At 77.6% G+C, this 23,870-nt stretch carries 18 protein-coding genes; 6 read left to right on the plus strand and 12 right to left on the minus strand.

The annotated features are described in order from the left end of the window. The first annotated feature begins 105 nt into the window (after nt 1-105). Nucleotides 106-1,794 carry a hypothetical protein gene (locus IPO09_14340; protein MBK9518499.1) on the plus strand — a complete coding sequence of 563 codons (1,689 nt, stop codon included), beginning with the start codon at nt 106-108 and terminating at the stop codon, nt 1,792-1,794. Between the two features lie 129 nt (nt 1,795-1,923). Here IPO09_14340 and IPO09_14345 read toward each other — a convergent pair whose 3' ends face one another. Next, complete coding sequence (locus IPO09_14345; protein MBK9518500.1) at nt 1,924-3,252, minus strand: amino acid permease; 1,329 nt, start codon at nt 3,250-3,252, stop codon at nt 1,924-1,926. Between the two features lie 13 nt (nt 3,253-3,265). Here IPO09_14345 and IPO09_14350 point away from each other — a divergent pair, with 13 nt between their 5' ends. Next, nucleotides 3,266-4,438 carry a radical SAM protein gene (locus tag IPO09_14350; protein MBK9518501.1) on the plus strand — a complete coding sequence of 391 codons (1,173 nt, stop codon included), beginning with the start codon at nt 3,266-3,268 and terminating at the stop codon, nt 4,436-4,438. A gap of 107 nt (nt 4,439-4,545) precedes the next feature. Here the strand turns inward: IPO09_14350 and IPO09_14355 are convergent, their stop codons facing one another. Further along, entirely contained in the window at nt 4,546-6,183 is a 1,638-nt protein-coding gene (locus IPO09_14355; protein ID MBK9518502.1) for a hypothetical protein, read from the minus strand. Nucleotides 6,184-6,710: 527 nt separating this feature from the next. On the opposite strand from IPO09_14355, the gene IPO09_14360 reads away from it, so the two are divergent. Beyond that, the gene (locus tag IPO09_14360) at nt 6,711-7,535 is read left to right on the plus strand and encodes a hypothetical protein (protein MBK9518503.1); all 825 of its coding nucleotides are present in this window, start codon (nt 6,711-6,713) and stop codon (nt 7,533-7,535) included. Between the two features lie 800 nt (nt 7,536-8,335). On the opposite strand, the gene IPO09_14365 is transcribed toward IPO09_14360, so the two are convergent. The 3 genes from IPO09_14365 to IPO09_14375 are packed head-to-tail and all read right to left on the minus strand — an operon-like array spanning nt 8,336 to nt 14,527. Further along, on the minus strand, nt 8,336-12,157 hold the full coding sequence (locus tag IPO09_14365) for a DUF3857 domain-containing protein (GenBank protein ID MBK9518504.1): 3,822 nt from the start codon (nt 12,155-12,157) through the stop codon (nt 8,336-8,338). 43 nt (nt 12,158-12,200) lie between these two features. Then, nucleotides 12,201-12,917, minus strand: a complete 717-nt coding sequence (locus tag IPO09_14370; GenBank protein ID MBK9518505.1) for a ComF family protein — start codon at nt 12,915-12,917, stop codon at nt 12,201-12,203. A 59-nt stretch (nt 12,918-12,976) separates the two neighbouring features. Then, nucleotides 12,977-14,527: a 2,3-bisphosphoglycerate-independent phosphoglycerate mutase gene (locus tag IPO09_14375; protein ID MBK9518506.1), complete on the minus strand. Its 1,551-nt coding sequence runs from the start codon at nt 14,525-14,527 to the stop codon at nt 12,977-12,979. A gap of 374 nt (nt 14,528-14,901) precedes the next feature. On the opposite strand from IPO09_14375, the gene IPO09_14380 reads away from it, so the two are divergent. Next, nucleotides 14,902-15,111 (plus strand): DUF2892 domain-containing protein, encoded by a 210-nt coding sequence (locus tag IPO09_14380; GenBank protein MBK9518507.1) that lies wholly within the window; start codon nt 14,902-14,904, stop codon nt 15,109-15,111. On the opposite strand, the gene IPO09_14385 is transcribed toward IPO09_14380, so the two are convergent. After that, a complete protein-coding gene (locus IPO09_14385; protein ID MBK9518508.1) occupies nt 15,108-16,298 on the minus strand; it encodes a hypothetical protein in 1,191 nt (396 codons plus the stop codon). The two genes, IPO09_14380 and IPO09_14385, sit on opposite strands and share 4 nt — an antisense overlap. 17 nt (nt 16,299-16,315) lie before the next feature. Beyond that, nucleotides 16,316-17,791 carry a hypothetical protein gene (locus tag IPO09_14390; GenBank protein ID MBK9518509.1) on the minus strand — a complete coding sequence of 492 codons (1,476 nt, stop codon included), beginning with the start codon at nt 17,789-17,791 and terminating at the stop codon, nt 16,316-16,318. Between the two features lie 245 nt (nt 17,792-18,036). On the opposite strand from IPO09_14390, the gene IPO09_14395 reads away from it, so the two are divergent. Further along, nucleotides 18,037-18,639, plus strand: a complete 603-nt coding sequence (locus IPO09_14395; GenBank protein ID MBK9518510.1) for a phosphorylase — start codon at nt 18,037-18,039, stop codon at nt 18,637-18,639. A 16-nt stretch (nt 18,640-18,655) separates the two neighbouring features. Here IPO09_14395 and rlmH read toward each other — a convergent pair whose 3' ends face one another. Genes rlmH through IPO09_14415 form a run of 4 tightly spaced genes read right to left on the minus strand, consistent with a single transcriptional unit; the run spans nt 18,656 to nt 22,027 of the window. Further along, nucleotides 18,656-19,120: a 23S rRNA (pseudouridine(1915)-N(3))-methyltransferase RlmH gene (gene rlmH, locus IPO09_14400; protein MBK9518511.1), complete on the minus strand. Its 465-nt coding sequence runs from the start codon at nt 19,118-19,120 to the stop codon at nt 18,656-18,658. After that, nucleotides 19,117-20,223, minus strand: a complete 1,107-nt coding sequence (locus IPO09_14405) for a teichoic acid biosynthesis protein (protein MBK9518512.1) — start codon at nt 20,221-20,223, stop codon at nt 19,117-19,119. Before IPO09_14405 ends, rlmH begins: the two co-directional genes overlap by 4 nt. Nucleotides 20,224-20,249: 26 nt before the next feature. After that, nucleotides 20,250-21,413 carry a hypothetical protein gene (locus tag IPO09_14410; GenBank protein MBK9518513.1) on the minus strand — a complete coding sequence of 388 codons (1,164 nt, stop codon included), beginning with the start codon at nt 21,411-21,413 and terminating at the stop codon, nt 20,250-20,252. Then, complete coding sequence (locus tag IPO09_14415; GenBank protein MBK9518514.1) at nt 21,410-22,027, minus strand: RNA polymerase sigma factor; 618 nt, start codon at nt 22,025-22,027, stop codon at nt 21,410-21,412. The genes IPO09_14410 and IPO09_14415 overlap by 4 nt, the downstream gene beginning before the upstream one ends. Before the next feature lie 185 nt (nt 22,028-22,212). Here IPO09_14415 and IPO09_14420 point away from each other — a divergent pair, with 185 nt between their 5' ends. Continuing rightward, the gene (locus IPO09_14420; protein ID MBK9518515.1) at nt 22,213-23,553 is read left to right on the plus strand and encodes a hypothetical protein; all 1,341 of its coding nucleotides are present in this window, start codon (nt 22,213-22,215) and stop codon (nt 23,551-23,553) included. Here the strand turns inward: IPO09_14420 and IPO09_14425 are convergent. After that, nucleotides 23,550-23,789 carry a hypothetical protein gene (locus IPO09_14425; protein ID MBK9518516.1) on the minus strand — a complete coding sequence of 80 codons (240 nt, stop codon included), beginning with the start codon at nt 23,787-23,789 and terminating at the stop codon, nt 23,550-23,552. The genes IPO09_14420 and IPO09_14425 overlap by 4 nt on opposite strands. Nucleotides 23,790-23,870 lie beyond the last annotated feature (81 nt).

Below are 23,870 nucleotides of genomic sequence, written 5' to 3' on the forward strand. Positions count from 1 at the left end.
TCACCTCGGACCGCCGCTCGGCGCCACCCCTGGCGCCGCGCCGGGGACCCCCGGCGGACCACGACCACCACGGAGTGAAGGACCGCCCCCCGACCGACGCCCTCGATGAACCCGGGCTTCGCGTTCGCGCTGCTGTTGGGCCTCCTGGCCGGCGACCCGCTGGCGCCGGCCCGGGAGGCGTTCGCGCGCCTGGACCACGAGGCCGCCGCGACGCTGGCGCTGGCCGAGGCGCGACCGCCGCGGCAGGGGGCGGCGCTCGACCTGGCCGGCCTGGCGCGCTTCCGCGCCGGCCGGAGCGCCGAGGCGCTGGCCGCCTTCGACGCCGCGGGGCGCGCCGAGGACGCGCCACCGCGGGGCCGGTGGCAGTACAACCGCGGCGCCTGCCTCTACGACCTGGGGCGCGCCGCGGAGGCCGAGCAGGCCTTCCTGGAAGCCGCCACGCTCGACGAGGCGCTGGCGCCGGCGGCCCTGGCCAACGCCGGCTTCGCCGCGCTCGACGCGGGGTCGCCGTCGCGGGCGCGCGCGCTGCTGCAGGGCCTCCGTTCCCTGCCGGGCCTGAGCGAGCCGGTGCGGCGGCTGGCCGAGGAGCTGGACGCAGCGCTGCCTGCCGCGAGCCCGCTGCCCTCGCAGCCGGTCGTGGTCGGCGTGGTTGGCGTGGTCGGCGCGCCGGCCGTCGCCGGCGACGGCTCGGCCCCGCCGCCGCTCCCGGCGCCGGAGCCGCTGCGCGCCCCGACGCTCTCGCTCCTGGCTGGCGTCGGCTACGACAGCAACGTGCTGCAGTCCGGGCTCGGCACCGCGCCGGAGGGAGCCCCCATCGCCTCCGGCCGGGTCCAGGGCGCCACCCTCTCGCTGGCCGGCGCCGCCCAGCGCCGCTGGACCCCCGCGCCGGGCACCACGCTCTGGCTGGGCTACGGCCTGGATCAGCTGGCCTACCCCTCCGCCACCGCCGAGGACTACTCGCTCCAGCAGCACCAGCTGACCGTCGGCGTGGAGCGGCAGCTGGGCGCCTGGCGGCTGGCGCTCTGGGCGGACGGCTACGCGGCCTTCACCGGCCTCTCCAGCTTCCGCGGCCTGCAGGCGGGCGGCGGCCTGGGCGGCTCGGCCTCACGCGCCTGGAGCGCGGCCTCCTCCACCCGGCTGGACATCGGCTGGGGCGGCCGCCTGGCGCTCTCCGGCGAGTTCGAGCACCTCGACGGCGACCGCCTCGACCTGGCGCTCGGGCAGGCCCACCAGCTGGGCCCGCTGCTGCTCGGGGCCAGCCTGCGCTGGCGGCGGGAGCGGCTCGGCGTGCTGGAGCAGGCCACCCAGCAGAACCTGCCCTGCCCGGTGGGGCACACCTGCAGCCAGCGGTACGAGATCCCGTACGGCTCCGACGGCCTGCAGCTGGCCGCCTCGGCGCAGCTCGAGCTGGGCGACCGGCTCTGGCCCGGCCAGGCGAAAGACCGGCTGGCGCTCGGCCTGCTCCTCGGCTGGGAGGGGCGGCGCTACGACGGGCCCAGCCTGCTGCGGCGCCAGGAGACCGACGCGCTCGGCGGGGTGACCAGCGCGGTGGTGGCGCCGCGGCTCCGGCTGGACGACCTCGCCTTCCTGGGCGCCACGGCCCGGCTCAAGCTCGGGGCGCACCTGTGGCTGGCGGTCCGCTACGACCTGTCGCTCAACTGGTCCACGGTGGCCCGGACCGGCCGCCCTGGCCCCACCTGCCTGCCCTCGTCGCCCGGGTGCCACGCGCTGGACTACGACGACAAGAACTACACGCGCCACGCGGGTGGGCTGGAGGCGACGCTGGCCTGGTGAGGCCGGGAGGCGGACCTGGAGCGCGACCGGTGCGCCGCCGGCGGCGGAATGGGCTCCACCGCCTTCGCCTGCGCGAGTTGAGGCCCACCCGACGGCCGCGCGGCCTGGCCTCCCGGGCGTGGCGGTCGCTCAGGCGCGCGCCGCCGCGCCGCGCCCCCGCGACAGCCCGTAGGCCAGGAGCCCCACCGCCGCGGCGCCGGCCACCCAGGCCAGCACCACCGGCGCCTCGCCGAAGGCCCTCCAGAACATCCAGGCCGAGGAGGCGACGTAGACGGCGGCGGCCAGCAGGGCGGCCAGCGACGGCGCCGGCGTGCGGCCGCGCAGGCGCGCCAGCACCAGGCCGAGCGCCGTCAGCGCCGCGAAGAGCACCAGCACCGCCCCCACCTGCCCGAGCGCGCCGCGCAGCCCCTGCGTGAAGACGATCAGCAGCGCCAGCGCCCCCTGCAGCAGGATGGCGGCGCGGGGCGGGTGACCGTGCGGGCTGGCCGCCAGGAAGCGCGGCAGGAACCCGTCGCGCGCCATGGCCGCGTAGACCCGCGGGCCGAGGAAGATCATGGCGCTCATGGCCGAGAGGAAGACCAGCACCGTGGCCGCCGACCAGAGCGCGCCCGCCCACGGCCCCATCAGCCGCGCCATCACGGCGTGCCCCAGCGTGACCTGGTCGGCCTCGTAGCGGAACACCACCGCGGCCTCGGCCGGGGCCAGGTTGGCCACGAAGATCCAGTTCACCGTGAGGTAGAGCAGGGCCACCAGCGAGGTGCCCACCAGCATGGCCCTGGGCACGGTCCGCTCCGGCGCCTCGAACTCCTCGGCGGCGTAGACCGCGGCGTTCCAGCCGGAGAAGGCGAAGGCGATGAAGAACAGGCTGCCGGCGAAGGCGCCGACCGGGAAGCCTCCACCCGGAGCCGCGCCGGGCGGCAGCCAGGTGGGCCAGGCGCGCGCCCCCAGGCCCAGCCCCACCAGCACGAAGCCCGCCAGCAGCGCGGCCTTCACCACCACCAGCACGTCCTGGGTCCGGGTGGAGGTGCGGAAGCCGGCGGCGTGGAACGCGGTGAGCAGCACCACCAGCGCCGCCCCGGTCAGGGTCGGGTCGAGCCCGGGCACCACGGTGCGGGCGAAGGCGCCGGCGGCCAGCGCGTCCACCGCGATGGGCGCCGAGAAGCCGACCAGCAGCGAGGCCCAGCCGGCCAGGTAGCCGGCCGCCGGGTGGACCAGCTCGGAGAGGTAGCGGTACTCGCCGCCGGAGCGCGGCACCAGCCTGGCCACCGCGCCGTAGGCGACGGCGCCGCACAGGGCCAGCAGCGCGCCGGCCACCCAGGCCAGCAGGATGGGGCCAGGGCCCATGTCCTGCGCCATGAACCCGGCCGACAGGAAGACCCCGGCGCCGATCATGTTGGCGGCGACGAGGCCCACCCCGGAGGCGAGCCGGAGCCTCGGGGCCGAGGGTGGTGGGGGCACCCCGGCATGGTACATGAGGCGGGTGATCGCCGCCCCGGCAGCGCCTGCCGCCCCCTTCGGCGTCTACGTCCACTTCCCCTACTGCGCCCACCGCTGCCCGTACTGCGACTTCGCCGTCACCACCAGCCCGGTGCCGGCCGGCGGCCGCTACGGGCGCGCCGTGCTGGCCGAGCTCGGACTGCGCGCCGCCCCGTTCGACGACCTCTCGCTGGTGAGCGTCTACCTGGGCGGCGGCACGCCCTCGCGCTGGCCGGTGGAGGAGGTGGCCGAGGTGCTGGCGGCGCTGCGCGCCCGCTTCGGCGACGCGGCGCTGCGCGAGGTGACGCTGGAGGCCAACCCGGAGTCCTGCGACCCCGGCCGCCTGGCGGCCTGGCGCCAGGCCGGGGTCAACCGGCTCTCCATCGGCGTGCAGTCCTTCGATCCCGGCGTGCTGGCCCAGCTGGGCCGGCGCCACGACGGCGTCACCGCGGCCCGGGCCATCGAGGCGGCGGCGGCGGCCCTGCCGAGCGTCAGCGTGGACCTGATCTACGCCGGTCGCCGCTCCAGCGTGGCCACGGCCACCACCGACGCGGCGCGGGCGGTGGCCTGCGGGGCCAGCCACGTCTCGGCCTACGCGCTCACGCTGGAGGCCGCGGTGATGGCCGAGGAGGTGCCGCTGGCGCGGGCGGCCCGGACCGGGCGGCTCACCTTCCCGGGCGACGAGGAGGCGGTGGCGCAGGCGCGGGCCATCCGCAACAGGCTGCGCCGGCTCGGCCTGCGGCGCTACGAGGTCTCCAACTTCGCCCGGCCCGGCCACGAGTCGGTGCACAACCAGCTCTACTGGGACGGCGAGAGCTACCTCGGCCTGGGCGCCGGGGCGGCCGGCTGCCGGCGCGGCGGGGCCGGCGGCTCGCTCCGCTGGCAGGACCTGCGCGACGCCGGGGCCTGGCTCGCCGCGGTGGAGGCGGGGCGGCTCCCCACCGGAGAGGAGGACCCCATCTCGCCCGCCGCCGACCGGAACGAGCGGCTCATGCTGGGGCTGCGCACCCGGCGCGGCGTGGCGCTGGCGGCCCTCTCCAGCGCGCAGGCGCGGGAGGTGGAGACCCTGGTGCGGCGGCGGCTGGCGGTGCGACGCGCCGGGCGGCTGGTGCTCACCAGCCGCGGCCTGGACCTCGAGAGCGCGGTGGCCGAGCGGCTCTTCGAGTAGCGGGCGCCATCCGGCCGAGGCCCCTGGGCGGCGTGCCGGCCAGGCCCCTCCCCCGCCACGGCGAGGCCGCGGCGGCGCCGGCCTCCCGGGCCCCGGGACCGCCCCCCTCACCGCGGCAGCGTCACCGGCCTGGCCTGCAGCGCGTCCACCGCGGCGCAGAAGGCGGCGAAGGCCGGGTAGTCGGCCGGCGCGATGCGGCCGCGCGGCAGGAGCAGCCGCTCCTCGCGCACCAGCGCGCCGGCCTCCACCCGCTCGGTGCGGGCGTAGCTGCCGAAGGGGGTCTCGAGCCGCTGCGGCAGCCCGGCCACCGGCCTCACGCCGGGCGGCGGCACCACCGTGAGCCGGAGGGTGGCCCGCTCGGTGGTCGCCAGGAGGAGGGGCGTGGTCCGGGTGGCCAGCTGCACGTGGCGGGCGCCGAGCCGGAGCTGCAGGATGGGCGCGTCGAACTCGAGCCCCCCCGGGCCCTGCCGGGCCAGGGTCGCCACCGCGCCGCGCCAGCGCAGCGTGAACGGCGCCTCGGGGTCGTCCTCGCCCTCGATGGCCTGCTCCGTCAGCGCCAGGCCGCGGAAGGCGCGCGAGACCAGCGCCTCCAGCCCCTGCCGCCGGGCGCTCTCGTCGAGCCGCTCGAAGCCCGCCTTGGCCGCCGCCCCCTGGGTGCCGTGGTGGCGGTCCACGCCGCGCACCTCGGCGCCGCCGTCCGCGTCGAGCGTCACGGTGAGGTCGAGCTCGCGTCCCTCCGGGCGCCCGTCCTGCACCGGGGTGCGCACCACCTCGGCCGGCTCGCCCGGCGCCGGCAGCAGCAGCGCCTCGGCGCCCTGGGCCCACTCGGAGAGCAGGCCGAAGGGCTGCTGGCGCAGCGCGAGGTCGAGCCAGAGGACCTGCCCCGGCAGCTCCACCCGCAGCACCGGGGCGCTCCAGAGCGCCGGGCTGGGGAAGCGGTAGTCGGTCCGGTCGCCGCCCAGGGGCCGCGCCAGGGCGAAGCGGGCGCGCACGCCGAGGGCGTCGAGCAGCGCCTTGAGCAGCACCAGCCGGCTGCCGCGGCCGCGCGACAGCACCACGCTGGCCTCCTCGCCGAAGGAGCCGCCCTGGCCGACCACCAGCGCCCGCACCCGCTCGGCGGCGGCGCGGACCAGCGCCTCCCCGGGAGAGGTCGCGCTCGAGGTCGCGGTCCCGGCGCGCGCCAGCGCCCGCACCTCGGCGGCCAGCGCCCGGAGCTCCAGCGTGAGGGCGGTGCGCGGCACCGCGGCGTCGGCCAGCGCCAGCTGCACCGCCTCGCGCCCACCGCCGACGCCGACGTGCACGAAGGGCGTGTGCTCCGGGCCGGGAGGCGCGCCCGGCTCCGGGATGAGCGCCGGGACCTCGGTGGCCTCCGCCCGCACCACCTCGAAGTCCCCCTGGCGCACCACCTGGGGCGGCGGCAGCCCGTGGGCGTCGGCGGCCATCCCCAGCCCGGGCGGCGCCCGCACCAGGTAGGTAGAGCGCACCATGCTGGCGCCGGGGGTGGCGAAGAAGAAGGGGTCGGCGGCCACGCCCTGGCGCGCGTGCGGGCCGCGCACCGAGCGCAGGTACTCCAGCTCCACGAAGTCGCCCGGCTCCAGGCCGGGCAGGGAGGCGGTGCCCTTGCCGGCCCCGCCCTCCGGCTCGAAGACGCGGCCGTCGGCCTTGAGGGCCCTGAGCGCCAGCACCTGGGCGCCGGAGGGCGCGGCCAGCTCGCCCTGCTGGTCCACCGCCTGCTGGTCGAGCACCCGGATCACCCTGGTGGACCCGCTCGGTGAGGGCGCCGCCGGGGTGCAGCTCGATGGCGGCGGCGTCGAGCACCAGGCTCGACCCGGCCGCCTCGCGCCTGGGCGTGGCCAGGTAGGCGCGCAGCGCCGCCGGGCCGTCCTGGGCCACGTCGTCGAGCACGTCGTGGCCGTCCTCCAGCGCCAGGGCGCGGCGCAGCCCGAGGTCGCTGCCGTCCACCACCAGCGAGCGCTGGCGCAGCCGCCGGGCGCCGACGGCGTCGCCGGCCAGCTCGAGCTGGTCGGCGGCGGCCTTGAGGAGCCCCACCCCGCGGGGCCAGGTGGCCAGCGGCCCCTCGAGGGAGCGGGCCGCGGCGGCGTGGTCGCCCAGCGCCGCCAGGGCGTTGGCCCGCTGCAGCACCGCCTGCAGCTGGGTGGGACGGGCCCGCAGCAGCGGCGCCAGCGCCGCCAGCACCCCGGCCGCGTCGCCCCGCTGCTCCAGCAGCCGCACCCGGCGCTCGCGCCCGCCGCGGCAGCCGAGCAGCGCGCTGGTGAGCTCGTCCTCGCGCGCGGCGGCCTCGCGCCGGCCGGCCTGGTCGGCCAGCAGCTTGAGGGCGTCGCAGCTGCCGCCGGCGCCCCGGGCCGCCTCGGCCAGCGCCTCGGCCTCCTCGGCCAGGCCGCGGTCGAGCGCCACCCGGGCCTGGGCGGCCAGCGCGGCCGGGCGCAGGGTGAGCGGCTGCGGCAGCCCGGCCAGCAGCTCGGCGGCGTCGGCCGGCCGGTCGGCGCGGCGCACCAGGTCCGCCAGGGCCAGCCGCACCTCGCCGTCGCCGGGGTCGGCCACCAGCGCCGCGCGCAGCGCCGCCTCGGCGCGGCCGCGGGCGATCTGCTCGTCGAGCGAGCCGTCGGCCGCGTGGGCCGCCCCGCGGGCGGCGCGCAGCACCGCCGAGGCGGGGTGGGCGGCCAGGGCGTCCTCGAGCAGCCGCTTGGCCGCCTCGAGGTCGCCGGCCTGGGCGTCGCGCGCCGCCAGCAGGCCGGCCAGGGCCAGGCCGCCGGACCGGAGCGCCCCGAACAGCTCGGCCGGGGTGAAGCCCGGCGCCGGCCAGGGGCCCGGCGCGGCCGCCGCCAGCGGACCGGGCGGGCGCGGGGCGGAGGTGACGTCCGACGGCTCGCCGTCGACCCGCGCCAGGTTCACCACCAGCGTGGTGCGGGCCCCGCCGCGGGCCAGCTTCACCAGCAGCAGGTGGCGTCCGGCCGCGAGCTCGAGCGGCCGGACCAGCTGCGTGGGGGCGGGCCCCTCGAAGGCGCGGCGCTCGGCCAGGGGCGCCCCGTCCACCCAGGCCCGCAGCGACGCCGCGGCGCCGATGACCACCAGGTAGCGGCCGCCGCGCGCCACCGTGAGGTCGGCCGCCAGGTAGAACTGCTCGCCCTCGGCGGGCTCGCCCTCCAGGGTGGCCACCCCGTCGGGCGCCTCGAGCGGGCGGGTGGGGCGCGGCGCCCCGAGCAGCGGCGCGGGCGCCTCGGCGGGCAGCGTGCCCACCTCCGGCGGGAAGGGCCGGTCGAAGTCCAGCGCCGACAGCGCGCCGAAGGGGCCGGCCAGCGTCCAGGCCGAGACCGCGCCGTTCTCGGCCCGCAGGCGCAGCACCAGGTCGAGGTCGCCGCGGGCCTCGGCGGCGGCCAGCCGCGCCACCCGCCCGCGGAAGGCGGCCAGCCCGGTGAGCCGGCTCCCGGCCGCGGCCAGCCCGGCCACGCCGCGCTCCACCAGCTCGCCCTGGGCCGGCGAGCCCTCCGACAGCTCGCCGAGCCGGCGGAGCGCCAGCAGCGCCAGCGGGTGGTCCGGGGCGGCGGCCACCAGCGCCACCAGCCGTGCGACCTCGGCCGGCCCGTCGAGGGCGCGCCGGGCCAGGAGCGAGAGGCCCAGCTGGGTCCAGGGATCCCCGGGGTGGCGCGCCGCGGCCGCCTCGAGCCGGGGGGCGGCGCCGGCGGCGTCGTTGCGCAGGACCAGGGCCTCGAGCCCCTCCCGCGCGGCGCGGCCGGGGGCCGTCGCCGACGGCCAGGGGGCCGCTGCGGCCGGCGCACCCGGCCAGGAGGAGGACCCCCGCCAGGACCCCCGCCAGGAGCGCGGGCAGGCGCACGGGCAGGCGCGGGGGCGGTGCGGCGGCGCGGGCGCGCGGGCGCTTCATGGCGTCTCCTGCGCGGCGCCGGGCGCCGCGGTGACGCGCCGGGAGAAGGCGCGGTCGATCTCCACCAGCGCGGCGCGGAAGGCCGGGTAGGACGCGGCCGGCACGCTCGAGCGCCGGAACGCCACGAACCCCTCCACCACCAGCAGCGGCCCCTCGGCGCGCCACCCCACCTGGTAGGCCACCTCCGGCGTCTGGCCGGCCACCGGCCCGGGCAGCGCGCCGGTGGTCCACCCGGGCGGCAGCGCGATCCGGTAGGTGAAGCGGTTCACCGTGGGCTGGCCCAGGCCGAGCTCGTGCCGGCGGGTGGCCAGCGAGGCCCAGGTCTCCACGTAGGTGGCCGCGCCGCCGAAGGGGGTGAAGCGCAGCCCTGGGCCGTCGGGCTCGGCCCAGCGCGGCACGCGCAGCGTGAAGTCGAGCGCGACATCCTCCTCGAGCCGGCCCAGGTCGGAGAAGGCCACCCGCTCCACCGCCAGGCCGGGGAAGTTCCGGTTGAAGGCCTCCTCCAGCGTGGCGCGCCGGTCGTTCTCGGTCTCGTAGGCGCGCCGGTAGCCGGGCGCCTGCGCCCCCGCCACCAGGCTGCGCCCCTCGACGCGCGCCGCGCCATCGGCCGAGAGCGCGATCTCGAAGCGCGACTCGGTGCGGTTCTCCTCCGGCGCCTCCTCGGGGAGCCGGCCGTACCAGGGGTGGCCGGCCGGGTCGATGACCAGCACGGTGGCGCCGCGGTCCTCGCCGGGCAGCTCGCGCGTGCCGGTGTGGGCGGCGGTGCCGTCGAGCCACAGGTCGAGCGAGGGCACGCGCAGGATGGCGTGGTTGAAGCCGGACAGCGAGGCCGGCCCCTCGGGCAGCCGCCCCAGCCGGCGCGTGCGCAGCAGCACCAGGCGCGACTCGATCCCCAGCGCGCCCAGCAGGGCGTGGGTCAGCGAGGCCTTGTCCTTGCAGTCACCGAAGCGGCGCGCCAGCACCTGGTCCACCCGGTAGGGCTTGAAGCCGTGGATGCCGAACTCCAGGCCCACGTAGCGGGTCTGGGTCACCACGAAGGCGTGCACCGCCGCCACCAGGGCCCGCCGGGTGGCCGGGTCGAGGGCGGCGCCCCCGCGGGCCAGCAGCGCCGGGTCCTGGCCGCGCGCCCGCAGCGCCTCCTCCCCGAGCCGCCGGGCGGTGGCGGTGAGCTCCGGGGTGGGGCGGAGCTGGTCCTTCACCAGGCCCCAGTAGAACCGGTTGACCTCCTCCCAGGAGCCGTAGGTGGAGACGTGCAGCGTGCCGGCCACCTCGGCCCAGCCTGGCATGTGCGGCTCGCCCTCCAGGCGAGGCAGGTCGCGGGCCCGCCAGCGGTGCTCCACGAGGCCGCCGGGCAGCGCCCGCTCGGTGCGGTGAAGCCCGGCCGGCGCGCTGGCGTGGATGGTGCGCGCCGCCGGCGCCAGCAGCACGTAGTCGAAGAGCCGCTTGGGGTCGCCGCCCTCCAGGAAGGCCAGGTCGCCGAAGTAGTCGGAGAGCAGGTTCTCGGCGGCGGTGTCGTCCACCCGCCAGGCCACCTCCAGCACGTCGCCCGGGGCCAGGGCCGGGAAGGTGAGCGTCTTGACGCGGGTGTCGTAGTAGAGCCGGTACCAGGGCTCGGAGGCGCTGCGCTCGCTCTCGTCCCAGGCCTCCACCACCGCGCCGTCGGCCTTGAAGACCCGGCCGCGCTCCACCTTCACCTCCTGGCGCCCCGGGTCGAAGGCGGTGGCCTGCTGGCGGGCCGCGTCGGCGCCGCGCTGGGTCAGCACCTTCACCACCCGCTGGCGGTAGCGCGAGGACAGGCCGGAGGGGTAGAGCCGCACCACCTCCAGGTCGGCCAGCTCCACCGCGTCGTCGCCCGGCGCCGCGCCGTCGGCGGCGGCGGCCAGCGCCGCCGCGTCCACCTGGTAGGGCGTCTCGTAGCGGTCGCGGGCCGGCGTCAGGCTGCGCGCCAGCTCCTTCACCGCCGGGTCCTGGGGGCGCAGCTCGAGCGAGCGGGTCAGGTCGGCCAGCGCCTCGGCGCGCCGGCCGGCCCGCAGGCGCGCCCGGCCGCGCCGCTCCCAGGCCTCGGGCTCCTCCGGGCAGAGGCGCAGCGCCGCCGCGAAGGCCGCCTCGGCCTCCTCGTCCCGGCCGGTGGCGGCCAGCAGGTCGGCCAGCTCGAGCCGGGTGGCCACGCCGGCGGGCTCCAGCCGGACGGCCTCGGCCAGCAGCGCCGCCGCCCCGTCCACGTCGCCGCGGGCCAGCAGGACCCGCTGCAGCGAGGCGCGGGGCCCCTCGTCGTCGTGGCGCAGGGCCAGCGCGGTGCGCAGCAGCGCCGACGCCCGGTCGAGCCGCCCGAGCCGCCGCGCCGCGCCCGAGGCGGCGACCAGCGCCGCGGCGGAGGGCGGGTCGAGCTCCGCCAGGGCCAGCCGGTCGGCGGTGGCGCGGGCCGAGCGGCCGGCCCGATCCTGCGCCCCGGCCAGCGCCACCCGCGCCGCCACCCAGCCCGGCGCCGCGGCCACCGCCCGCTCCAGCAGCCGCGCCGCCTGGTGCGGCCGGTCGAGCAGGGTGGCCTCCTCGGCCAGGGCCGCCAGCACCGCCGGGTCGCCCGGCGCCCGCGCGCGGGCCGCCTCCAGGTGCGCCAGGCGCCGGCTGCGGTCGTCCTCCAGCGAGGCGGCCAGCAGCCGGAGCTCCACCGAGCCTGGGTCGAGCTCGGCGGCGCGCCGGGCCTGGCGGGCCGGCCGCCGCTCCTCGGCGTCGGCGCCCTGGCGCACCTCCAGGGCCACCGCCAGCGCCCGGCGCGCCGCGGCCTCGGCCACCCGGGCCGCCCGCGCCGCCGGCCCGGCCCCGCCGCCCACCTGGGCCACCCGCCTGGCAGCGCCCTCGGCGCGCGCCGTGAGCCGCTCCACCAGCCCGTCGATCGGCCGCGGCCGCTCGCCCGGCGCCACCGCCGGGGGCAGGCCGCCCTCCAGCAGGGCCTGCGGGTCGCGCGCCGGCAGCCCCAGCCCGCCGCCCCGCTCGTCGGCCAGCCGGACGGCCATGCGGAAGGCGCCGGACACGTTGCAGAGCTTCACCAGGATCCGGTTGGGCCCAGGGCGCAGCGCCACCACGGCGCCGCGCTGGTCGATGCGGAAGGGGTGGTCGCCGGGGTCGGCCAGGGCCAGCGCCCCGTTCACCCAGACCTTGGCCCGGCCGCTGCCGCCGAACCAGAGCCGCGCCGCCTGGGCGCGCGGCGCGTCCACCACCGCCAGCGCGTAGGCCGTCGCCTCCGCGGTGGGGCGCAGCATGGCCGCCAGGTGCAGGGCGCCGTCGGCGGTCACCTCCGGCGGCGCGGCCCGCCAGGCCACCTCCCGCACCTTGCCCGGCAGGCGCGCGGTGACGTCCTGGGACCGCTCCGGCGGGTAGACGGCGTCGAGGCCGCGCTTCCCCTCGTCGTCGAACGGGCCGATGACCAGCCAGCGGTCCACGAAGCCCTGCCGCGCCCGCACCGCCGCCGCCCGCTGCGGGTTGCCGCGGGCCACCTCCTGCCGCGCCAGCTCCTGGCGCGCCAGCGCCCGCAGCTCGGCGTCGGTGGCCGGGTCCTCGATGAAGCGACCGAGGGCGGTCACCACCTGGGCGCGGTCGGGCGCCTCGTCGGCCACCGCGGCCAGGGCGTCGAGCGGCACCACCGCCTCCGGGCCGCGCTCCCGGGCCAGGCCCGCCAGGGCGAGGGCCAGCCGCTCGGCGGCGAGATCGCGGGGCGGGGCGGCGACGGCGGTGGGCGCAGCAGCCGCGGCGACCGTGAGGCGGCCGGCGGGCTGCGCGACGGCCAGCAGGGCGACGAGGGGCGCGAGGAGGGTGATCATCGGGTCAGGGAGTGTAACCGCCGGCCGGCCGCGGCGCGCCAGCTCACTCCGCGCGCGCCAGGGCGACCACCGCGATGGAGCGGGCGCCGGCGGCGCGCAGGGCGGCGGCGGCCGCGTCGGCGGTGGCGCCGGTGGTGACCACGTCGTCCACCAGCACCACGTCCCGGCCGGCCACGGCGCGCCAGTCGGCGGCGAAGGCCCCCGCCACGTTGCGGGCCCGCGCCGCCCGGGAGCGGCCCACCTGCGGCGGCGTCTCCCGCCGCCGGGCCAGGGCCCCGCGCAGCCGCACCAGCCCGGCCGCCCGGGCCAGGTGGCGGGCCAGCAGCGAGGCCTGGTCGTAGCCGCGCTCCAGGCGCCGCCGCCGCCCCAGCGGCACCGGCACCACCACCGCCCCGGCCGGCAGCGCCACCCGGCCGGCCAGCCAGCCGCCCAGCGGACGGGCGACCGCGGGGCGGCCCCCGTACTTGAGGGCCTGGACCGCCTCGGCCAGCGGCCCGCCGTAGAGCCCGCCGGCCTGCACCGAGTCGAACGCCGGCGGCGCCGCCAGGCAGGCGCCGCAGGCCAGCCCCGGCCCCGGCAGCCCGCAGCGCAGGCAGCCGGGCGGGGCGTCGAGCAGGGCCTCCGCGCAGTCGGAGCAGAAGGGCCCGCCGCCGCACGGCGCCCGGCAGGCGGCGCAGCGGGGCGGATAGACCAGGTCGAGGAGGGCCGAGGCCACCGGGGCGAGGTGGCGGGCCAGCGGTCCGAGGGCCGGGACGGGCATGGGAGGTGCCCAAGCACGGGCCGTGCCGACCCCGACCCAGGACCGCGCCACCCCCTCCCCTACCGGATGATCAGCCCCAGCCCCTTCATCTCCTTGGGCTGCGGCAGCCCCATCACCTGCAGCGCCGTCGGGGCCACGTCGGCCAGCACGCCCTTGGAGCGGAGCTTGGCCCCGCGGAAGTCCGGATCGGCCAGGATGAACGGCACCGGGTTCAGCGTGTGCGCGGTGTGCGGCTGGCCGGTGATGGGGTCGGTCATCAGCTCGCAGTTGCCGTGGTCGGCGGTGACCAGCATGGCCATGCCCTGGGCCTTGGCCACCTGCCAGAGCCGTCCGATGCTCTCGTCCACCACCTTGACCGCCTGGATGGCGGCCGGCAGCAGGCCGGTGTGGCCCACCATGTCGGGGTTGGCGAAGTTGACCAGCACGAAGCCGTACTTCCCGGTGGCGATGGCGGCGGTGAGCTTCTCGGTCACCTCGCGCGCGCTCATCTCGGGCTTCTGGTCGTAGGTGGCCACCTCGCGCGGCGAGGGGATGAGCAGGCGGTCCTCGCCCGGGTAGACCGTCTCGCGCCCGCCGTTGAAGAAGAAGGTGACGTGGGCGTACTTCTCGGTCTCCGCGCAGCGCAGCTGCTTCAGGCCGGCGCGGCTGACGATCTCCGGGAAGATCTCGTCCAGGCTGGTGGGGCCGAAGGCCACCGGGTACGGGAAGGTCTCGTCGTACTGGGTCATGCAGACGAAGGCCGAGAGCCGCGGCACCACCACGCGGTCGAAGTCCTTGAAGTCCGGATCGGCCAGCGCCCGGGTGATCTCGCGGGCCCGGTCGGCGCGGAAGTTGAAGAAGAGGATGGCGTCGCCGTCCTTGACGGTGCCCACCGGCTTGCCGTCGGCGTTGACGATGGTGGTGGGCTTGATGAACTCGTCGGTCTCGCCGTGGGCGTGCGAGGCCTCCACCGCGGCGATGCCGCTCGAGGCCCGGTAGCCCTCGCCGCGCGCCATGGCCGCGTAGGCCTGGCCCACCCGATCCCAGCGCTTGTCGCGGTCCATGGCGTAGTAGCGGCCGTGCACCGTGGCCACCCGCCCGTAGCCGGTGTCGGTGAGCCGCCGCTCCAGCTGCCGCATGTACTCCACGCCGGAGCGGGGCGGCGTGTCGCGCCCGTCCATGAAGGCGTGCACGAAGCAGCGCGCCACCCCCTCGCGCCGGGCCAGGTCGAGGCAGGCGTAGAGGTGCTCCTGGATGGAGTGGACGCCGCCGTCGGAGACCAGCCCCATGAGGTGGAGCGCCCCCCCGGCCGCCTTGGCGCGGCGGCACGCCAGCAGCAGCGCGTCGTTCTGGAAGAAGGAGCCGTCCTCGACGGCGCGGTTGATGCGCACCAGGTCCTGGTAGACGATCCGCCCGGCGCCCAGGTTGGTGTGGCCCACCTCCGAGTTGCCCATCTGCCCCTCGGGCAGGCCCACCGAGAGCCCGCTGGTCTCGATGGAGGTCCACGGGTACTCCCGCATCAAGGCGTCCAGGTTGGGCGTGCCGGCCTGCGCGATGGCGTTGGCCTCGCGCTCGGCGCGCAGGCCGAAGCCGTCGAGGACGACGAGGAGGACGGGCTTGATCTTCGGCACGCTGGGCCTCTGGAGGGTGCGGTCGGGTGGGACGGGCGGGGGCGGATGATAGGGCGCGGGGGCGGGGCGCTCAAGGTGGCAGGTGAGCAGGCGGTGGGGCCGCACCGGGAGGGTCGGGCGAGGGCGCGCCCGAATCCTTCCCGCGGGGCCGGGACTCTCCCGTGGTGAACCTCCTCCACCCTGGCCCGGAGCCCCACCACATGAAGACCCTCGCCGCCGCCGCCCTGCTCGCCGCCCTCACCCTCGCCGCCCCGGCCCGGGCCGACGGTCCGACCCTCTCGCTGGCCCCGTCGCTGGAGCGCCTGGCGCTCTCGCTGCAGCTGTCGTCCGCCGGGGCGGTGACGGCCCAGGTGAAGGAGACCACCGTCTTCGGGCTGCCGAAGAACATCGGCCCGGTGGAGCGGGTGGCCCGCCTGGCCGTGGCGGCCACCCTGGTGGGCGTCGGCACCTACCGCCTGGCCAACGACTCGCCCAACACCGGGCTCTCCTGGGCGCTCGTGGGCGTGGCCGCGGTGCCGGGCGCCACCGGCGCCACCGGGTACTGCCCGCTCTACCAGCTGCTCGGCATCGACAACACCTTCTAGTACGCCATCACCGTGCCGACCGAGAGGCGCCAGGCGTCCGCCTCCAGGTCGCGCTGCACCTCGCCCACCAGCCGGACGTTGCGGCGGTGGAGCCAGCTGGCCGACAGCGCCGCCGAGTGGCGCCTGGCCAGCGCGTCGTCGGACTCCACGTAGTTGTAGAGGCCGACCAGCGCCAGCCGGCCGTTGTCGCCCTGCGGCAGCACCACCAGCTCGGCGAAGCCGCCGCGGGTGACGGTCTCCTGGTACCCGCTGGCCAGGAAGCCGGCGTTGGAGTCGCGCCGCTCCAGGTAGACGGCCGTGAGGGTGGCCTGCTCGCCCAGGGCCACCGCCACGTCCGGGCCGAAGAAGACGCTGGTGTTCACCATGGGTGAGCCGGTGGTCACCTCCTTGAGCTGCTTGCCCAGGTAGCCGAAGGCGCCGACCTTGACCGGCCCGAAGGCGCGGGTGAGCCGCAGCGCGTAGTTCTTGTAGCGGTCCGGGTCGCACAGCCCGCCGTCGCAGGGGCCGATGCCGGCGCCGTTGACCACCTGGCCCACCACCTCCACCCCGGCCGGCGCGTGCCAGGCCGCCAGCAGGCCGCGGTCGTAGGTGAGGTCGAGGTCCGAGGCGCCCGGCCGGGTGGTCAGCACCTGGTAGTCGAGGCGGGTGAGCTTGAGCTCGCGCTTGACCACCGGGTCGGAGACGGTGAACTGCCCGACGAGCAGGTCCACCGGCAGGCCGAACACCCCGGAGAGCTGCAGGTAGGCGTCCTCCAGGCCCACCACCTCGCCCTTCTCGATGATGAAGTAGCCGTAGTAGGAGACGCCGTCGGCCACCGGGCCGCCGGTGAGGATCTTGAAGACCCAGGGGGACTGGAGCTGGGTCTGGGGATCGGCGTCCGGGGTCCACTCGCCGAAGGCGTCCACCCGGATGGCCAGGGGCAGCTCGCGCGGCAGCTGCAGCAGCTCGTCGCCGGCGTCCACGGTGGCGCGGGCCGGCTCCTGCCCGGCCTCCATGACGAAGCCGCGGCCGGCGAACTCCTCGCCGTAGGGCTTGAGGCGCGGGAAGGGGGCGTGGCAGGTGGTGCAGCTCACCTTGTACTTGCGGGCGAAGGCCGGGATGGCGGCCGCGTCCAGGGGCACGAGCAGGGCGGCGGCGGCGGCCAGGGCCAGGGCGGGCGGGAGGAGGCGGGCGAGGGGTCGGCGCATGGTGGGTTCCTCTGGCGCTACGGCAGGACCGTGAAGGTGGAGGTGTGGGTGTTGATCAGCACCGGCGCCGACTCCTCGGCCGGCACCTTCATGAAGCGGGCGACCGAGGGGACCAGGCGCGAGTACCAGACGGTGGCGGTGATGACCACCGGGCCGGGCGGCAGGTCGGCCTTGGGCGAGAGCAGGAAGGTCTCGGTGACGGCGGCCAGGGGCGCCAGCCGGTAGTCGGTGCCCAGCGTGGCCGTGTTCCACTGGGCGATGGTCATGCGCCCCTGCTCGTCGAAGTAGGGCATGCGGAAGATGCGGTCGCCGTCCGGCACGTCGCCGTCCCGCGCCAGCCCCTGGAAGCCGACCAGCCCCTGGATGTCGCCGATGTCCTGGTAGGCCAGCGCCTTCGAGTCGGCGATGGTCCAGGCCTCGCCCGGGAAGCCCTTCTTCTCCACGGCCAGGTGGTGGACCGTGCCCGCGGCGTCCCTGGCCTCGACGTGCAGCCAGAGCAGCCGCTCCTCGGCCGAGCCGGAGGGGATCTTGTGGCCGGCCTTGGCGTTGACCACCACCGCGGTGATCCGGACCGGGTCGCCCGGCTCCACCTCGCGCGCCTCGGGGTGGACCCGCACCTCGGCCACGCCGTTCAGCTTCCCGCCGTCGTGGGCGCCGTGGAAGAGGTGCTGGCGCACGTCGTCGCGCTCCGGCGCCATGCGCGCGGCCCGGCCGCGGGCCTTCGGCATGTGGCAGTCCTGGCAGGTGATGCCGCCCTTGCCGTGCGGCCCCTCCTTCCACTCCAGCTGGGTGGACTTCACGAAGACCCCCCAGGGGTTCTGCTCGTTGTGGCAGGTGCCGCAGTACTCGGCGGTCTTGAGGAAGGGGTTCTCGCGGGTGGCGTGGTAGGGGCTCTCCACGCCGGCGCGGGTGCCCTGCTTGACGCGGCCCGGCGCGGTGACCCAGTTGAAGTTGACCGAGGGCTCGCCGGCGCGGCCGGTGATGGTGTGGCACAGGTCGCAGCTGACGCCCTCGTTGGCGCGCGAGCCCTTCTCCGGCCGGGGCGGCGGCACGTCGCCGGCCAGGAAGGAGAACGGCGCGTGGCAGCCGTTGCAGCCGGCCTTCACGCCGGCCACCTTGGGGTTCTTGGCGGCGTGCGGCACGGCCAGCTCGAAGTACTCGATCTCGTCCCAGGCGTGCGTGTAGCTCTGCGACATCATGGCCTGCTCGTGCTGGCGGGCGATGTCCACGTGGCAGGCGGCGCAGGCCTGCGGCTTCTCGAACTTGGCGTAGGGCTGGGTGCCGAGCGCCGCGTCGGAGGCGACGGCGCCTGGCAGGACCCCGACCGGCACGACCCCGACCGTCGCTGCGACCGGAGCGGCGGCCGGAGCAACGGCCGGCTCGGCGGCGAGGGTCGGGGCGGCGGCGAGCGCCAGGGCCAGGGCGGCGGCGAAGGCGGCCGGGCGGACGAGCCGCCCGGCGGAATGGCAGGCGGTGCGGCGGGTGGCGATCATGGGGAGTCCTCTCTGGAGGAGCGGACGATAGCCTCCGTCCCGCGGCGCGCAGCGCGCGGCCTAAGGTCGCATACCGACAAAGGACCGCTTACGGCGTGGCCCGCGCCGACGCCACGATCGACCCCGCCGCTCGACGCGGGCACCCACCAGGAGGCAGACTCCGCCCATGTTCCCCGTCGCCGCCGGCCGCCTCGAGGGGCGCCCAGGCCTCCCGAGCCGCCCCCGCCCGCCGCGCGAGCGCCGCGGTGGCTGACGGGCTCCTGCTGGCCGCCTTCCCGCCCGAGCTGGCCGGGCTCGACGCCGCGCCGCCGCCCGGCTGGCGCGTGGCGCTCACCGGCGTGGGCGCCCTGGCGGCCGCGGCCGCCACCGCGCGGCTGCTCGCCGAGGCCCGCCCGGACCGGGTGCTCTTCGTCGGCACCTGCGGCGCCTACGACGCGCGGCTCTCGGTGGGCGACCTGGTGGCGGCCTCGGTGGTGGTGGCCGCCTCGCTCGACGTGCTGGAGGGGCGCGCCTACCGGCCCGAGGTGGAGGCCACCCGCTGGCCAAGCACCCTGCCCCTCCCCTTCGCACCCCACGCCGTGGTGGTGCCGCCCGGCATCACGGTGGCGCCGGGCGGCGCGGCGCTGCTCGGCACCCTGGGCGCGGCCGAGCACCTCGAGCTCTCCGGCGTCTTCCAGGCGGCCCACGCCGCCGGGGTGCCGGTGGGGGCGGTGCTGGCGGTGGCCAACCGGGTCGGCCCGGGGGCGCACCAGGAGTGGAAGGCGAACCACGCCCGCGTCAGCCGGGCGCTGGTGGCGGCGCTGGGGCCGGTGCTCCGGCCGCCCGCGGCTGGCCCGGCCGGGCGCTGAGCCCTCCGCGCCCGGCTCACTCCTTGTGGTACGGCTCGCCGCGCAGGATGGTGGCGGCCCGGTAGAGCTGCTCCAGCAGCACCAGCCGCGCCAGCCGGTGCGGCAGGGTGAGGCGGGAGAGCGAGAGCCGCTCCACGGCCTGCTCCAGGACCGCGGGGGCCAGGCCGTCGGCGCCGCCGAGGAGCAGCGCCACGTCCTGGCCGCGCTCCTGCCAGCGCGCCACCCGCCGGGCCAGCTCCAGGCTGGTGGGCTGCTCGCCGCGCTCGTCGAGCGCCACCACCTTCTCGGCCTTGCGGAGCGCGCCCAGCAGCGTGGCCCCCTCCTCCTCCCGGGCCTGCGGCGTGCCGGCGTGCTTCCGGGCCTCGGGCAGCTCCACCAGCTCGACCTTGAGGGTGCGCGAGAGCCGGCCCAGGTACTCGTCCACCGCCGGGGCGAACAGGCCGGAGCGGTCGCGGCCGATGGCCAGGACGCGCAGCTTCACGAGAGCGGGTCCTCGTCGTCCGGCGGCTGGCCCGCCTCGGCGGCGCGCAGCACCGCGTCGAGCGCCCCCAGGGTCTCCAGGTTGCCGTCCTGGTGGTAGGCGGCCAGGCTGCGCTGGAAGTCGGGCACCCGCTCCAGCAGCTCCCCCAGCCCCTCGGCGGTCAGCTCGTCGGCGGTGAGCCCGTACCCCAGCCGCTGCAGCCAGCGCCCGTTGAGCGCCTGCTCGAACTGCTTCCTCACCGGCACCGAGAGCATGGGCACCTGCAGGGAGACGGCCTCGCTCATGAGGGTGAAGCTGCCGCCCGACACCACCGCCCGCGCCGTGCGCAGATCCTCGATGAAGCCACGCTCGCTGAAGGGGCGGTAGACGAGGTCGCCGTCGCGCTGGTCGGCCGTCAGGTCGCGGCGCAGGCCGTAGATGCGGCACTCGCGGCCGCTGCCCTTGAGCAGGTCCGGCAGCGCGGCGTTGGAGGTGCTGGTCTGGTAGACCAGCAGGTGCTCGCCCGGCTCGCGCCGCGCCGCCAGCACCTCGGGGCGCAGCACCGGCGGGTGCAGGCTGGTGCGGGGCTTGGTGATCTCCGGCTGGAAGAAGCTGGTGATGAGGTAGTGGTAGCAGGCCGGCAGCTTGGCCTTCACCACCCCCTTGGCCACCAGGTACTCGGCCTCCTTGCCCTCCAGCACCTCGGGCGGGTGGGCGCAGCGGTTCACCACCTGGTTGTTGTCGAGGCTGATGATGGGCAGGCCGTGCAGCTTCCCGTACAGGCCGCTCCAGGTCTCGAAGTCGGAGACCACCACGTCCGGACGGAACTCGGAGGCCAGGTCGAAGTAGGCCTTGACGTTGGTGGGCAGCCCGCCGGTGAGGCCGCCCTTCACGTTGGAGAGGAAGGTGCGGAAGTTCTGGACCTCGTTGTCCTCGTAGACGATGGAGAGGCCCCAGATGCGGGTGACCCCCAGGTGATCCGACTCGCGCGCCTTCAGGTAGTCGTGGGCGCGGCCCGAGACCACCACCTCCACCTCGTGGTGCCGCGTCAGGTGGTCGATGACGACCCGGGAGCGGGTGGCGTGGCCCATGCCTTCGCCGGCCACCCCGTAGAGGATCCGCATGTGGGCGAGTCTACCGCAGCCCCCGCTCAGCGGCCGCAGCGCGGCGGGGCAGCCTCGGCCTCGGCGGCGCTGGCGGCCAGGGTGACCCCCGGCGTCGGCGCGGGCCGGCCGGCCCGGAGCGCCGCGGCGTCCACCTCCACGGTGCGCCCGCCGGCCTCCACCCGCGCCCACCGGAGCGCGCCGTCCGGGCCGAAGACCTCCTCCACCCGGAGCGGCTGGCCGGAGAGGGTGCCCTCGCCGAGGCGGCGGATCAGCCGGCCCGCGGCGTCGCGGATGAGGGTGCGGCGGGCCTCCCCGGGGCAGTCGGGGTAGCGCTGCACCTCCTGGCGGGAGGTGGAGAGGGCGCGGGCGGCCCTGGCCGAGGCGGCTGGCGGCGTGGCCTCCTCGAGGGAGGCGGCGTCCTGGGCCGCCTCGGCGAGCTGCGAAGGGGGCGGGGCGGCGCGGAGGGCGGTGGCGGCCCTGGGGGCGGGTTGGGTCGGGGTCGCGGTCGGGGCCGAGGTCGGGGTCGGGGCCGAGGTCGGGGTCGGGGTCGCGGTCGGGGTCGGGGCCGAGGTCGGGGTCGGGGTCGCGGTCGGGGTCCCGCCCTCGGCGGCGGCCTTCCGCGCCTTCGCCGCCTCCTCCGACCGCGCCAGCTTCGGCTCCCGCCGCGCCGGCGCTGCGTTGCCGGACGCCTCGCCCCGCGCTTCGCCGGCCCCACCGATCCCGATCTCGCGCCGCTCCGGCGCGGCGGGCGCTGCGACCTGGGCCGGAGCGACCGGCCTGGCTGCCGCCGGCGCGGGGTCTGCCGGCCCCGAGGCTGCGGGTGTGGATCCCAGCAGCGCCTCCCGGTCCTGGTCGAAGGGGGAGCGCGGCGCCACCTGGCCGAGCTGCAGCGACAGCAGCACCGCGGCGGTGGCGCCCACCACGCCCAGCGTGGCGCCCCACAGCCAGGCCGGCAGGAAGCGAGGCCGCCTGGCGCGGGCCGCCTCGGCCGCCTGGCGGGCGGCGGCCAGCAGCACCCGCTCGCCGTGCGCCGGCGCCGGCAGCTCGGGCAGGGCGCGGGCGGCCGCCGCGGTGGCGCGCAGGCCGCGGAGCTCGGCGGCGCAGGTCGGGCAGGTGGCCGCGTGCGCCTCGGCGGCGCGCGCCTCGGCCGGCGAGAGCGCCCCGATGGCCAGGTCGAGCACCTGCTCCCGCTGGGTCTCGTGGGTCATGGGGCGGCGCCCCCATCCAGCGCCGCACCCGCCGGCGCCCCCGGGTCCACCCCGGCCGCGGCCAGCCGATCGCGCAGCCCGGTGAGCGCGTAGCGCATCCGGCTCTTCACGGTGTTCTCGTTGACCCCGGTGGCCTCGGCGATCTCGGGGAAGGAGAGGCCGGCGTGCTCGCGCAGCAGGAAGACCTCGCGCTGCTCCAGCGGCAGCGCCGCCAGCGCCGCCTCCAGCAGCGGGCGCACCAGGGCGTCGCCGGCCGCCTCGTCCGGGGCGCGGGCTTCGGAGGCGGGCTGGCGCGGCGCCCCGCCTTTCCCCGGGGCGTCGAGCGGCTCGGCCTCGCGGAAGGCGCGGCGGCGCCCCTCGTCGGCGGCCAGGTTGCGGGCGATGGTGAAGAGCCAGGTGCGGAAGAGCGCCCGCGGCGCCCAGCCGGCGCTCCCCTGGATGACCCGCAGGAAGGCCTCCTGCGTCAGGTCCTCGGCGCGGGCGCGGTCGCGGAGCAGTCGGCAGAGGAAGCCGTGCAGTGGCGTGCGGTGGCGGCGCATCAGCACCTCGAAGGCCGGCGCGTCGCCGCGCTGGAACCTCGCCATGAGCTGCTCGTCGGTCTGGTCCGGCGCCACGGCCTCACGAAGGCCTCCACGCAGGTGAACGCGCGAGGCGTGACAGGGATCTGCGGAGGAGAGTCTAGCGCGGTTCCCGGAGGCCACCCCCCACGCGCCTCCCGCCCGCGACGGGGTCGCCAGGCGGCGGTGGCCCCGCGTGAGAATTCCCCAGGGGCGTCATCTGTAGTATGATGTCGGACAAGGTGAGACCAGACGCCAAGCGGCTCTATTCCATGAGTTTTTCCAAGGCCGACGAAGATCTGCTGCTGCCCGACCGACGCGGCGCGGCGCGTCAGTACCACGCCCTGCTCCCCGGCCTGCACCCGGTGAAGCTGGGAGGCGATCACATCGCGGTGGACTTCCTGGTGGGCGACCCGGCCGCGGCGCTCCACTCGGCACCGCCGTCGGCCGGCCGGACGGTGGCCCTGGCCACGCCCGTACCGGGGCTCGCCGCCTTCGACCTCAGGGTCTCGCCTCGCCGCGTCCTCGCCTGGCTGCACTCCATGCCCGCCTACCGGGCCGGTGTGCCGGTGCACCTCGGGCGCCACGCCGACGCCGGCCGCTCCTTCGACAAGGTGGAGGAGCTGCTGCAGCTGCTCGACCCGGGCCGCGCCGTCGTCTACCTGGCTCGCCGGCCCCTGGGCGCCGCCGAGCGGGCCGCCTTCGCCGCGCCGCGCAGCAACCTGCTGGTGGAGCTCACCGCCACCCCGCGCTGTGCCTCGCTGCAGGTGCGGCGCGATCCGGTCGATGCGGTCCGCTCCGCCGCCGGCCTCGACCCCCGCCGCCTGTTCGTGGTCGTGGGACCCATCACCGCTGACGGCCTCCTCGACGCGGCCCGCGTGCTCGAGGCCCTGCCGCGCGGAAGCCGCCTCTCGCTCGAGCCGTGGACCGCCGGAGCCGGCGGCGCCCCGCCCGCGTCCGGTCCGGCCTACCCGATCCCCGGCCTGACCCCGCCGCCCCGCTCACCCAGCGCCGCCGCCCTGGCCGACCTCGAGGCCCGCGCCCACGCGCTCGGCCACACCGTCACCGCCTGGCGCTGCCGCGAGGGGCTGGCCCGGGTCGGCCGCGGCTTCCCCGGGGTGGACCGGATCACCGCCGAGCACGACCTGGGCCGCCGCGCCCTCGACCTCATCACCTGCAGCGGCTGCCCCAGCCGGACCCAGTGCCACGGGCGGCTGGACGAGGAGGCCCTGCTGGCGCGCCTGGACCGCGAGCTCACCGGCCTGGGGCTGACGCGGGCGACGCCGCCGCGACGCACCGGGCCGCGCACCTACCGGGTGGAGGTGGCGGAGCCCACCGCCGCCGGCGACGAGGCCTACCTGTCGGCTGCGCTGGGCCAGGTGGTGGCCATCGAGCTCAGGCCGCCGGGCGGCGGCGAGGCTCCCGGCCGGGAGCGCCCGCCCGAGGCGGCCGTGCTGCGCCGCTGGTACGCCACGGGCTTCCTGCCGGTGACCGAGCTCAACGCGGCGGCCGAGCGGGCGCTGGCGGACCTGGCCCGGCTGCACGCCAGCTGGAACGGCGAGGGCGGGCCTGCGAGCGCCTAGGCAGCCCGCTCGTTGCGCGAGGTGACCTGGGCCAGCTCGGTGGTGCTGTCGAGCAGCCGGCCGTTGGGCAGGAGCCGCGCCGGCACCGTCCGCCCGGACTGCTGCAGCTTGAGCCGCTCGCAGCGCGAGAAGCAGCCCTCGCAGTAGAACGACTGCCAGACCCGGAGCGCCGCGGTCATGCCGATGCTCTTGTGCAAGGCGCAGTCGGCTTGGTGGGGGCAGGCTTTGGTCTGCATGGTGGGCCTCGGGTCCTGGGGGAGGCATTTGCATTTTCGAGGCCGATCTCCTCGGCAGAAAATGCCGAGTGAAAACGGGGT

The sequence above is a fragment of the Anaeromyxobacter sp. genome, assembly GCA_016718565.1.
GTDB lineage: Bacteria > Myxococcota > Myxococcia > Myxococcales > Anaeromyxobacteraceae > JADKCZ01.